Below are 12006 nucleotides of genomic sequence, written 5' to 3'. Positions count from 1 at the left end.
ATGACCCGCGCACTGATCGTCGTCGACGTCCAGAACGACTTCTGCGAGGGCGGCTCGCTCGCCGTCGCCGGCGGGGCCCGCGTCGCCGCGGAGGTGAGCGCGCTGCTCGCCGGTCCCCACGACTACGCCCACGTCGTCGCCACGAAGGACCACCACGTCGACCCGGGCAGCCACTGGTCGGAGAACCCCGACTTCGTCGACTCCTGGCCCGTCCACTGCGAGGTCGGCACGCCGGGCGAGGAGTTCCACCCGGCGCTCGACACCTCCTCGATCGAGGCGGTCTTCCTCAAGGGCGAGTTCGAGGCGGCGTACTCGGGCTTCGAGGGCGCGGCCTCCGACGGCTCCTCGCTCGCCGCGTGGCTGCGCGAGCGCGGCGTCGACGAGGTCGACGTCTGCGGCATCGCCTCCGACCACTGCGTGCGCGCGACCGTGCTCGACGCGCTGGGCGAGGGCTTCACGGTGCGGGTGCTCACCCACCTCGCGGTGGGCGTCGCCCCGGAGAGCACCGAGGCCGCGTACGCCGCGATGCGCGACGGCGGGGCGCAGCTTGTCTGAGGCACCCGCCTTCGCGCTCACCGTGCCCGGCGTCGAGATCACCCTCGACGCCGGGCTGCTGCGGGTCGTGCTCGACCATCCGGAGCGCTACAACGCGCTCGACGGCGCCATGATCGAGGCCTGCGCGGGGACGCTGGAGCGCTGCTACGGCCGCGCGGACGTGCGGGCCGTCGTGCTCACCGGCCGGGGACGGGCGTTCTGCTCGGGCGCCGCGCTGGAGGGCGACTCGCCCGTCGAGGCGTTCGACGACCAGGCCGTGGAGCGCGCCAACCGGCTGGTCCGGGCCGTCGTGGCGCTCGACAAGCCGGTGGTGGCGGCGGTCAACGGCGTCGCCGCGGGCGTCGGCTGCTCGCTGGCGCTGGCCGCCGACCTGCAGGTCGTCTCGGCCGCGGCGTCGTTCGCGCTGACCTTCACCCGCATCGGCCTCATGCCCGACGGCGGCTCGACGGCCACCGTCGCCGCGGCCGTCGGCCGGGCCCACGCCATGCGCATGACGCTGCTCGGTGAGCGGCTCCCCGCGGCCGACGCCCACGCCGCCGGTCTCGTCAGCCACCTCGTCGACCCCGACGGGTTCGACGCCGAGGTCGACCGCGTCGTCGCGACCCTGCTCGCCGGCCCGCCGCTCGCCCTGACCGCCACCAAGAAGGCGGTGAACGCCGCGACCCTGACCCAGCTGGAGGGAGCGCTCGACCGCGAGAACCGCGGCCAGGTCGCGCTCTTCCGCACCACCGACGCCGCCGAGGGCATGCGCGCCTTCGTGGAGAAGCGCACGCCGCGGTTCACCGGCGACTGACCCCCACCTCGTCACCACTCACCCGGCGCGCGCCCCGCAGCGGCGCGGCGTACCGCCGACGAGTGGATGCGTTCGGGCGATCGGCGAGCAGCCGCCGCCACCTCGTCACCACTCCCCCCGCCCGCGGCCCGCAGCGGCGCGGCGTACCCCCGGCGAGTGGATGCGACCGGGCGGGCAGCGCGACCGGCATCGCCACCTCGTCACCACTCCCCCCGCGCGCGGCCCGCAGCGGCGCGGCGTACCCCCGGCGAGTGGATACAACCGGGCGGCGGCTCAGGCGAAGGCGGCGAGGCAGCGGCGGACCCAGGCGCCGTCGTGCATCACCTGCTGCCACGTGAAGCGCAGCACCCGCCACCCGGCGACGGCGAGCACCGTGTGCCGCCAGCAGTCGGAGCGGAACGCGTCGGCATCGCCGTGGTAGGCCCACGACTCCGCCTCGACGGCCAACCGCCGCCCCGCGTCGCCGACGTCAGGGTGCAGCACCCGCCCCTCCACCCGCACGGCGAGCTGCGCGACCGCGTCGAGCCCCACCTCGAGCGCGTGCGCCCGCAGCACCGACTCGAACGGATTCGCCGCGCGGCCGTCGGCGTGGGCCGCGACGCGCCGCAGCTGCCCGGCGCCCCGCCCGCCCACGCGCTCGGTCGCGATCCGCAGCTCGAGGGGCTCGACGTCGCCGTGCCGCAGGGCCGAGTCCGCCACGGCGAGGGCCTCCTCGAACGGCAGGCGCCGCGCGCAGTCGAGGACCGTCCGCAGCGGGCGCGTCACGTCGTCCGGCTCGTCGACGAGGTCGGCACGGTAGGTGTGCGGCGTCCAGACGTCACGGCGCCGGCTGCCCCGCGGCACGGTGAACCACGCGTCCGTCGGCGGACGCGCCACCTCCCACCCGTGCAACACGGCAGCACTGAGGTGCGACGCGACCCCGCCGATGCGCCGGGCCAGCACGAGCGCCTCGTCGGCCTCGGCCACGCGGTAGCGCCCGTGGTCGCAGCGGCTCAGCTCGCCCCGACGGACCGCCTCCCGCAGCGCGTGGCGCGTCACCCGGGGCCGCAGGTCCGCCCAGCGGGCCACCCCGCCGAGGTCGCGCACCGCCTGTGCGGCGGGCACCCGGGGCTGGTCGGCGGTCACCCGGGCATCGTGCCGCGCCGGCGCCCCGGGCCGCGGCGCCCCTCCACAGGTGCCTCGTCGGCGCCCGGACATCACCACTCCCCCCGCGCGCGGCCCGCAGCGGCGCGGCGTACCCCCGGCGAGTGGATGCGACCGGGCGGCGGCGTGACCGGGCGGCCCCTCAGACCCGCGGTGCGCCCCCGGGCACGGCGACGAGGCCGCGCACGACGCGCATGCCGACCGACAGGCGAGCCAGGTCGGGCTCCTCGGCGCAGACCTCCTCGAGCGTGCGGGCGGCGCGGGCCACGACGGTCGCCTGCGTCTCCTCCCAGGCGGCGACGCGCGCCGCGGCGGAGTCGTCGTCGGCGGTCGCCGCGAGCACCTGCGCGGTGAGCAGCGCGTGCACCGAGTGGAGGTCGTCGCGCAGCGCGGCGCGGGCGGTGGCCTGCCAGCGGTCGTTGCGCGGCAGCGCGAGGATCCGCGTGAGCAGCGAGGCGAACCCGAGCCGCTCCCCCAGCGCGAAGTGCACCTTCGCCACCGTCTCGGCCGGCAGGTCGCGGCGGGCGGCGGTCTCGACGATCCCCAGCAGCCCGTACGACGGGGGCAGCGCCGCGATGCGGGCCGCGAGCCCCTCCGGCACGCCGTCCGCGCGCAGGGCGGCGAGCCGCTCGTCGTGCGCCACCGACTCACGTCCGGTCAGCAGCCCCGCGAGGCCCGGGTCGCCCTGCAGCACCTGCTGGATGCGCACGCCGAAGAAGTCGACCGTGCCCTCAGCGTCGGTGTCGGGGCGGCGCAGCACGAGCCACCGGGCGGCGCGCTCGACGAGGGTGCGCAGCTCGATCCGCATGCGGGTCTGCACCGCGGCGTCGAGCTGGTTGTCCTGGCTCGCGATCTCCTCGCGCAGCGCGGCGGCGCCATAGATCTCGTCGGCCACGAAGCTGGCGCGCGCCAGCTCGGCCGCGCTCGCCCCGGTCTCGTCGGCCAGGCGCGGCCAGAACGTCATCCCGGCCGTGTTGACGAGCCGGTTGACGACCTGGGTGACGACGATCTCGCGGCGCAGCGGGTGGTCGTCCATCCGCTCGCGGAACCGGTGCCGCATCGGGGTCGGGAAGTAGGCGTAGAGCTCGCCCCGCAGGTAGGGGTCGTCCGGCAGGTCGGTCGCCAGCAGCTCGTCGGCCAGCACGATCTTGGTCCAGCTGAGCAGCACCGAGAGCTCCGGCAGGGTGAGGCCCTGGCCGGCCTCGAGGCGCCGGCGCACCTCCGCGCTCGTCGGCAGGTCCTCCAGCCGGCGGTCGAGGTGGCCCTCCGCCTCGAGGCGGCGCATCCACCGCTCGTGCACGTGCAGCAGCGCCGGGGCGTTGGCCGCGGCGTTGGCCAGCGCGAGGTTCTGGTCGTAGTTGTCGGCCAGCACCAGCTCGGCGACCTCGTCGGTCATCGAGGCGAGCAGCTCGTTGCGCTGCTTGCCGGTCAGGTCCCCGGCCGCGACCAGGCGGTCGAGCAGGATCTTGATGTTGACCTCGCGGTCGGAGGTGTCGACGCCCGCGGAGTTGTCGATGAAGTCGGTGTTGAGCCGGCCGCCCGCGGCGGCGTACTCGATGCGCCCCGCCTGGGTGAGGCCGAGGTTGCCGCCCTCCCCGACGACCCGGGCGCGCAGCTCGCGGCCGTCGACGCGGATGGCGTCGTTGGCCTTGTCGCCCGCGTCCGCGTGGGTCTGCGTCGAGGCCTTCACGTAGGTGCCGATGCCGCCGTTCCACAGCAGGTCGACGGGCGCCTGCAGGATGGCGCGCATCAGCTCGTTCGGCGCGAGCCGGGTGACGTCGTCGCCGAGGCCGAGCACGCGGCGTACCGGCGCTGAGATCGGCACCGACTTCGCCGAGCGGGGGTGCACGCCGCCGCCCTCGGAGATCAGCGAGCGGTCGTAGTCGCGCCACGACGAGCGGGGCAGCCGGAAGAGCCGCTCCCGCTCGGCGAACGAGGCCGCCGCGTCGGGGTCGGGGTCGGGGTCGAGGAAGATGTCGCGGTGGTCGAACGCGGCCACGAGCCGGATGTGCGGCGAGCAGAGCATGCCGTTGCCGAACACGTCGCCCGACATGTCGCCGATGCCGACCACGGTGAACGGCTCGCGCTGGGTGTCGAGGCCCAGCTCGCGGAAGTGGCGCCGCACCGAGACCCAGGCGCCGCGCGCGGTGATGCCCATCGCCTTGTGGTCGTAGCCCACCGACCCGCCCGACGCGAAGGCGTCACCGAGCCAGTAGCCGTAGTCGGCCGACAGCGCGTTCGCGATGTCGGAGAACGTGGCGGTGCCCTTGTCGGCGGCCACGACGAGGTAGGTGTCGTCGCCGTCGTGGCGCACCACCCGCTGCGGCGGCACGACCGCGCCGTCGACCAGGTTGTCGGTGACGTCGAGCAGGCCCGAGACGAACGTCCGGTACGCCGCCACTCCCTCCGCCAGCCACGCCTCCCGATCCGCGGGGTCGGGGAGCTGCTTGGCGTAGAACCCGCCCTTCGCGCCCACCGGGACGATGACGGTGTTCTTCACCATCTGCGCCTTGACGAGGCCGAGCACCTCGGTGCGGAAGTCGTCGCGCCGGTCCGACCAGCGCAGGCCGCCGCGGGCCACCGCGCCGAATCGCAGGTGCACGCCCTCGACGCGCGGGGAGTAGACGAAGATCTCGAACGCCGGCCGGGGCGCGGGCAGGTCCGGGATCGCCGACGGCTGCAGCTTGAGCGAGAGGTGCGAGCGCACGCCCCCGGCGTCGGGGTGCTGGTAGAAGTTCGTGCGCAACGTGGCCCGCACGTGGGTGAGGTACGAGCGCAGGATGCGGTCGTGGTCGAGGCTGACGACCTGCTCCAGCGCGCCCGTGACCTCGTCGACGAGCTGCTGCTCGGCGGCCTCGCGACCACCCGCCCCCGTGGTCGCCAGGTCGGGGTCGAAGCGCGTCTCGAACAGCCGCACCAGCAGGCGGGTGATGTCGACGTTCGCGGCCAGCGCGTCCGCCATCGAGGTCGTCGAGAACGGCGAGCTGCCCTGGCGCATGTAGCGGCCGTAGGCGCGCAGCACCGTGACCTGACGCCACGTCAGCCCCGCCCGCAGCACGAGCGCGTTGAACCGGTCGACCTCGCTGTGGCCGGCCCACACCGCCCGCAGGGCGTCGGCGAACAGCTCGCGCTGGTCGGGTCCGGCCTGGGCCTCGGTGCGCAGCGCGAACTCGTAGACGAACGTCGGCTGGTCGAGGTGCTCCAGCTCGTAGGGGCGCTCGTCGAGCACCTCGACGCCCATCGACGAGATCATCGGCAGCACGGTGGAGAGCGAGAGCGCCGGGCCGACGCGGAAGATCTTGAGCATGCCCTCGCCGGCGGACGCGTCGACCGGCTGGTGCAGGGCGACGTCGAAGCCGCCGCGCGGGCCGGTCGCGGCCCGCACCGCCTCGAGTCGGCCGATGTCGGAGGCCGCCGTGCGGGCGTCGAAGTCCTCCTTGTAGGCCTCCGGGAACGCGCCGAGGTAGCGGCGCCCGAGCCGCGCCCCGTCGACCTCGCCGTGCTCGGCGAGCAGCGCGGCGTGCAGGTCGTCGCGCCACGAGCGGGCGACCTCGTCGAAGCGGTGCTCCAGCTCGGCGACGAACTCCCGGTCGGCCTCCCGGATGCTGAGCCCCTCCTGGGGGCGCACCACGAAGTGCACCCGCACCATCGCGGAGTCCGACAGCTGCACCGCGAACTCGACGGCCGAGGAGTCCAGCCGCTGGCGCAGCACCTCGGCGAACCGCTCGCGCACCGCGGTGCTGTAGCGGTCGTGCGGCAGGTAGACGAGCACCGACAGGTAGCGCCCGTAGGTGTCGCGCCGCACGAAGAGCCGCAGCTGGCGGCGCCGCTCGCGGGCGAACATGACGGCCTGCGCGATCGGCGCCAGGTCCTCCGTGGGGGTCTGGAAGAGCTCGTCGCGCGGGAAGTTCTCCAGCGTGTCGAGCAGCGCCTTGCCGGCGTGGCTGCGCTGGTCGAAGCCCAGCTGCTCGCGCACCGCCTCGGCCTTCTCGCGCAGCAGCGGGATGCGGGTCAGCGACTCCGTGTAGGCCGCCGAGGAGAACAGGCCGAGCAGGCGGCGCTCGCCGGTCACGTTGCCGTCGGCGTCGAACGTCTTCACGCCCACGTAGTCGAGGTGCACCGGCCGGTGCACGGTGGCGCGGCGGTTGGCCTTGGCGAGCACGAGGAGCACGGGCTCGCGCATCCGGTCGCGCACCTCGGCGGTGACCCGGGGTGCGTCGGAGCCGGCCGGCGGCACACCGGGGCGGTCGTCGCGCAGCAGCCCGAGCCCGGTGCCGGGGACGGCGGCCAGCTCGTCGCCGTCGGCCCCCTCCCGCAGCACGTACTCGCGGTAGCCGAGGAACGTGAAGTGGTCGTCGGCGATCCACTCCAGCAGGTCAGCGCCCTGCCGCACCTCCGGGTCGGGTACGCCGGCCGCGACCTCGGCGGGCCGCTCCCGCAGGTCGGTGGCCACCGCCGCCACGGCGTCCTTCATCTGCTGCCAGTCCTCGACGGCGACCCGCACGTCGGCCAGCACCTGGTGGACGCCCGCCTCGATGACGGCGGCCGTGCCGTCGTCGCCGTCGGTGCCCAGGCGGCCGATCTCGACGTGGATCCACGACTCGCGCATCGCGGTCTGGTCGGCGTGGTCCTCGGCCTGCACCGAGCCCTCGGCGATCGGGCCGACCGCGAGCAGCGTGCCGGCGGCGTCGCGCCGTACCCGCAGCTGGGGGTGGAGCACGGCGTGGACGTCGCAGCCGAGCCGGTCGAGCAGCATCGTCACGGAGTCGACGAGGAACGGCATGTCGTCGGTGACCACCTCGACGACGGAGTGGCCGCCGGCCGTCCAGCCGTCGTCGGCGACCGACGGCGTCAGCACCCGGGTCAGCACCTCGCCCGGCGCGCGGTGCTCGGCGAGGCGGCGGTGGGAGGCGGCGGCGCCGTAGAGGTCCACGGGGGTGCGGTCGAGGATGTCCTCGGGGGCCACGTGGCGGTAGTACGCCGACAGCACGGCCTCCGGGTCGGCATCACCCTCGGGGCCGGCCAGCGAGCCGTTGCGGCCCCGTGCCAGCGCGGCGGCGTCCGCCACCAGATCGGCCTTGCTGCGGTCCAGGTTCCTGCCGTCCAGCGTCGTCGCCACCCTCCCGACCCTAGGGGTCGCCCGGTGCCGCAACAACCCGACTCCCGGGGGTGCGCCATGATGATCGGCGGCGGGGCCCGGCGCCCCGTCGACCAGCACCCCGCACCGGGCCACCGCCCGTGCCGAGTCGGACGGAGATCCCCCCATGTCCAAGCGCGTCACCCACGAACTGACCTACGACGCCCCCCTCGCCGACGTGCGCGCGATGCTCCTCGACGAGGACTTCCGCACCGCCGTCGCCAAGGAGCAGCGGGCGCTGCGCTCGACGGTCTCGGTCGAGGGCGAGGCCGTGCGCTTCGAGACCGTCCAGCCCGCCGCCGGCATCCCGTCGTTCGCGAAGAAGTTCGTCGGCGACGAGATCGTCGTCGTGCAGCAGGAGACCTGGGGCGCCACGAAGGCCGACATCCACGTCACCATCCCCGGCAAGCCGGGCGAGATGAAGGGCACGGCCACGCTGCGCGAGACCGGCACCGGCACGACCGAGACGGTCGACCTCGAGGTGAAGGTGTCCATCCCGCTCGTCGGCGGCAAGATCGAGGGCCTCATCGCCGACATGCTCGTCAAGGCGCTGAAGGCCGAGAACCGCGCCGGCCGCGCCTGGCTCGCGAAGGCCTGACGCCTACGCACCTGGAACGCACCCGCGGGGCGGCACCGGTCCGGTGCCGCCCCGCGGCGCGTCGGGGCACGTCGGGGCACGCGTGCCCCTGCCGGGCGTCAGCCCATGTGCGGGTAGCGGTGCTCGTGCGGCGGCACGAACGTCTCCTTGATGGAGCGCGGGCTCGTCCAGCGCAGCAGGTTCGACGCGGCGCCGGCCTTGTCGTTGGTGCCCGAGGCGCGCCCGCCGCCGAACGGCTGCTGGCCCACGACGGCGCCGGTCGGCTTGTCGTTGACGTAGAAGTTGCCGGCCGCGAACCGCAGCTCCTCGGCCGCCCACGCCACGACCCGCTGGTCGCGCGCGAAGACCGCACCCGTCAGCGCGAACGGCGACGCGGACTCCAGCTGGCGCGTCACCTTCTCGAAGTCGGCGTCGTCGAAGACGTGCACGGCGAGGATCGGCCCGAAGTACTCCGTCGAGAACATCTCGTCGGTCGGGTCGCCGCCCTCCACGACGGTGGGGCGCACGAACCAGCCGACGCTGTCGTCGCACTCGCCGCCGGCGAGGATGTCGAGGCCGTCGGTCGCGCGGGCCCGCTCGATGGCGGCCACGTGCTTGGCGTAGGCCCGGTCGTCGATGACGGCGCCGAGGAAGTTCGACAGGTCCGTCGGGTCGCCCATCGCCAGGGCGTCGACGTCCGCGACGAGCTGCTCGCGGATCTGCTCCCACACCGAGCGCGCGACGTAGGCCCGCGAGGCGGCGGAGCACTTCTGGCCCTGGTACTCGAACGCGCCGCGCACCAGCGCGACCCGCACGGCGTCGGGGTCGGCCGAGGGGTGCGCCAGCACGAAGTCCTTGCCGCCGGTCTCGCCGACGAGGCGCGGGTAGCCCCGGTAGCCCGACAGGTTCTCCCCCACCGTGCGCCACAGGTGCTGGAAGGTCGGGGTGGAGCCGGTGAAGTGGATGCCCGCCAGGTCGGGGTGCGGCAGCAGCACCTCGGACGGCTCGACGCCGTCGCCCGGCAGCATCGAGATGACGCCCGGCGGCAGGCCCGCCTCGGTCAGCAGCTCCATCGTCAGCGACGCCGCGAGCTGCTGCGTGGGCGACGGCTTCCAGATGACCGTGTTGCCCATGAGCGCCGGCGCGGTCGGCAGGTTGCCCGCGATGGCGGTGAAGTTGAACGGCGTGATGGCGTAGACGAAGCCCTCGAGCGGCCGGTGGTCGGTGCGGTTCCAGATGCCCGGCGCGTTGCGGATCGGCTGCTCGGCGAGGATCTGGCGCCCGTAGTGGACGTTGAACCGCCAGAAGTCGATGAGCTCGCAGGCCGCGTCGATCTCGGCCTGGAACGCCGTCTTCGACTGGCCCAGCACGGTGGCGGCGTTGAGGCGCTGGCGCCACGGGCCGGCGAGCAGCTCGGCGGCGCGCAGCAGCACCGCGGCGCGGTCGTCGTAGCTCAGCGCGCGCCACCCCGGCGCGGCCGCGCGGGCCGCGTCGACAGCGTCCTGCGCGTCCTTGCGGGTGGAGGAGCGGAAGGTGCCGAGCACCCGCTGGTGGGCGTGGGGCTCGACCACGGCGACCTCGGCACCGCCGCCGGCCCGCCAGTCCCCGACGTACGCCGGCAGGTCGCGCGGGGCGCCCCGGAGCACCTCTACCTGCTCGAGCAGCGCCAGCCGCTCGGCGCTGCCGGGGGCGTAGGTCAGGTTCGGCTCGTTGACCGGTGCGGGGGGCAGCGTGATCGCGTCCATGCGCTCGATCGTGTCAGGCGGCGCCGACGGCCTCAACCGGCCCCGCCCCGGGCCGCTCGCCGACGGCTCCCCCTCGCTCAGAGGAGGTTGCGGATCTCCTGCGTGGCGAACCACGCGAGGTCGTGGTCGAGCTCGACCCCGTCGACGGAGTCGGGCAGCTCCTCGCCCGACAGGTACGCCGCGAGCGCGGCCGGCGGGAGGTCCACGACGTCGACGTGGGCGGAGGCGATCCGCTTCCACGGCACGTCGGCCTCCACCTCGACGAGGGTGGGCTCGGCCTCGTCGTCGAGCGGGCGGACCTGCGGCACGTCGGCGGCGAGCACGAGCCGCCGGGGCTGGTCGTCCTCGGTGCGGCGGGCCAGCGACTCCGTGCCGGCCGCGGCCTGCGCGGCGTACTCCCACTCCTCGGTCGAGCCGTCGGGCCACGCCTCCTCGAGCGCGCCCGTCACCGTGTGGGCGCGGAACGGGCCGGCGAGCCGGCCCTCGGCGACGACGCGGGCGAGCTCGGAGGAGGTGAGGGGCACGAAGACGCGGGTCGTCACGGGGTGGCTCCTGGGCCGTCGGCCGGACCGGTGGCGGGTCCGTTGGCGGGGCGGGGGCCGCTGCGACCGCGCGGCGCGCGGGGGCGGGTGTCGCTGGCGGTGTCGACCAGCTCGTCGAGGGCGTCGCGCAGGCACTGGGCGAAGATGTCGAGGTCGTCGATGGCGTCGCGGTCGCCGGTCACGCCGTAGTAGACGTTCCCGTCGTACGACGTGACACCGATCCCCAGCGCGTGCCGCGGCAGCAGCGGCGGCACCGGGTAGGTCGCGACCATGCGGGCGCCCGCGGCGTACAGCGGGAACTGCGGCCCGGGCACGTTGGTGACGGTGAGCTGGAAGCGCCGGGTGCCGAGCTCGTCCAGCGCCACCCGCGTGCCGAGGGCGTGGAACGTCGTGGGCGCGAAGCCGGCGATGCCCGCCAGGCGGTTCGCCGCCACGGCGCGGCCCGTCTCGCCGTGGGCCTTGAACGAGTACGACACCTGGTGCAGGCGCACGACGGGGCTGGCCTCGCCCACGGGGAGGTCGACGAGGTGGCCCTGGATCTGGGTGCCCAGCGAGGTGGCCTCGAGCTCGTCGTCGATGACCGACATGGGCACGAGCGCGCGGACCTTGCTCTGCGGGCCGATCCGCTGGTCGCGGGCCATCAGCCAGTTGCGCAGGCCGCCCGCCACCGTGGCGAGCACGACGTCGTTGACCGTGCCGCCGTGCACCTCCCGCACCCGGCGGTGGTCGGCCAGCGAGGTGCGCACCCCGGTGACGCGGCGCTGCTGCGACAGCGCGGCCGGGGTGATCGGCGACTCGCTCACCGGGGGCTGCACGGCCAGCGGGCCGCCCAGCGGCGCGAGCGGGCCCGCCAGCGCGGTGAGGCGACGGCGTACGCCGAGGGTGCGGCGGGCCACGGACTGGCCGAGGACCCGGCTGTTGACGAGCAGCGTGGAGGGCTCGGTGAGGGTGTCGCGCACCGCGTCGGCGACGAGGCCCGGGTTGGTCGGCCGGGGGGCCGGCTCCCACTCGTCGGGCTCCATCACCTTCGGCGTGGCCGAGACGTCGAGGAGCACCTGGCCGAGGTCGACCGTCTCGCGGCCGTCGACCAGGATCTGGTGGGACTTCGACAGCACGGCCACCCGGCCGTCCTCGAGCCCCTCGATGAAGTAGACCTCCCACAGCGGCCGCGTGCGGTCGAGCGGGCGCGACACGATGCGGGCCACGAGCTCGAGCAGCTGCTCCAGCGTGCCCGGGCGCGGGATCGCCGAGCGGCGCACGTGGTAGGCGAGGTCGAAGCGCAGGTCGTCGCTCCACACGGGCGTGGAGAGGTGGCCGGGGACCGTCAGCAGCCGCTGGCGGTAGCGGGGCACGAACGTGATGCGGTCGCCGATGAGGGCGACGAGGCGCTCGTGGTCGAAGCCGGACTCGCCCGGGTCGAAGATCTCGAGCGTCGCGTTGTGCAACGGCGACGTCGTGGAGTCGGTCGCCAGGATCGCCATGTCCCGGGAGCGCAGCCGCTCGCCCATCCCCCA

Annotated in this window: 8 protein-coding genes; 3 read left to right on the top strand and 5 right to left on the bottom strand. The window is 74.9% G+C overall.

The window, feature by feature from the left end; translation table 11 throughout:
* Both ACOACO_RS17045 and ACOACO_RS17040 read left to right on the top strand, forming a co-directional pair.
* Positions 1-555: an isochorismatase family protein gene (locus tag ACOACO_RS17045; RefSeq protein WP_420297486.1), complete on the top strand. Its 555-nt coding sequence runs from the start codon at positions 1-3 to the stop codon at positions 553-555.
* Entirely contained in the window at positions 548-1348 is an 801-nt protein-coding gene (locus tag ACOACO_RS17040) for an enoyl-CoA hydratase-related protein (RefSeq protein ID WP_420297485.1), read from the top strand. Before ACOACO_RS17045 ends, ACOACO_RS17040 begins: the two co-directional genes overlap by 8 nt.
* A 273-nt stretch (positions 1349-1621) precedes the next feature.
* Here ACOACO_RS17040 and ACOACO_RS17035 read toward each other — a convergent pair whose 3' ends face one another.
* Together ACOACO_RS17035 and ACOACO_RS17030 are read right to left on the bottom strand one after the other, a co-directional pair.
* Positions 1622-2473, bottom strand: coding sequence for a hypothetical protein (locus ACOACO_RS17035; protein WP_420297484.1), 852 nt, complete (start codon positions 2471-2473; stop codon positions 1622-1624).
* 160 nt (positions 2474-2633) lie between these two features.
* Positions 2634-7610 carry an NAD-glutamate dehydrogenase gene (locus tag ACOACO_RS17030; protein WP_420297483.1) on the bottom strand — a complete coding sequence of 1659 codons (4977 nt, stop codon included), beginning with the start codon at positions 7608-7610 and terminating at the stop codon, positions 2634-2636.
* A 145-nt stretch (positions 7611-7755) separates the two neighbouring features.
* Here ACOACO_RS17030 and ACOACO_RS17025 point away from each other — a divergent pair, with 145 nt between their 5' ends.
* Entirely contained in the window at positions 7756-8226 is a 471-nt protein-coding gene (locus ACOACO_RS17025; RefSeq protein WP_420297482.1) for a DUF2505 domain-containing protein, read from the top strand.
* A gap of 98 nt (positions 8227-8324) precedes the next feature.
* Here ACOACO_RS17025 and pruA read toward each other — a convergent pair whose 3' ends face one another.
* The 3 genes from pruA to ACOACO_RS17010 all read right to left on the bottom strand — a co-directional run bounded on the left by pruA (position 8325) and on the right by ACOACO_RS17010 (position 12000).
* The gene (gene pruA, locus ACOACO_RS17020) at positions 8325-9950 is read right to left on the bottom strand and encodes an L-glutamate gamma-semialdehyde dehydrogenase (protein ID WP_420297481.1); all 1626 of its coding nucleotides are present in this window, start codon (positions 9948-9950) and stop codon (positions 8325-8327) included.
* Between the two features lie 77 nt (positions 9951-10027).
* Positions 10028-10492, bottom strand: a complete 465-nt coding sequence (locus ACOACO_RS17015) for a DUF6912 family protein (protein ID WP_420297480.1) — start codon at positions 10490-10492, stop codon at positions 10028-10030.
* Positions 10489-12000, bottom strand: a complete 1512-nt coding sequence (locus ACOACO_RS17010; RefSeq protein ID WP_420297479.1) for a wax ester/triacylglycerol synthase family O-acyltransferase — start codon at positions 11998-12000, stop codon at positions 10489-10491. The genes ACOACO_RS17015 and ACOACO_RS17010 overlap by 4 nt, the downstream gene beginning before the upstream one ends.
* Positions 12001-12006: the final 6 nt, after the last annotated feature.

It is taken from the genome of Nocardioides sp. CPCC 205120 (genome assembly GCF_048654585.1).
GTDB lineage: Bacteria > Actinomycetota > Actinomycetes > Propionibacteriales > Nocardioidaceae > Nocardioides.
The sequence above is the reverse complement of the archived record's forward strand: the minus strand, read 5'-3'. Positions and strand labels throughout refer to the sequence as shown.

What these genes read in the sequence shown, in the direction of transcription:
- ACOACO_RS17045 (WP_420297486.1), top strand. Translation starts at nt 1, where the DNA reads ATGACCCGCGCACTGATCGTCGTCGACGTCCAGAACGACTTCTGCGAG.
- ACOACO_RS17025 (WP_420297482.1), top strand. Translation starts at nt 7,756, where the DNA reads ATGTCCAAGCGCGTCACCCACGAACTGACCTACGACGCCCCCCTCGCC.
- pruA (WP_420297481.1), bottom strand. Translation starts at nt 9,950, where the DNA reads ATGGACGCGATCACGCTGCCCCCCGCACCGGTCAACGAGCCGAACCTG.
- ACOACO_RS17010 (WP_420297479.1), bottom strand. Translation starts at nt 12,000, where the DNA reads ATGGGCGAGCGGCTGCGCTCCCGGGACATGGCGATCCTGGCGACCGAC.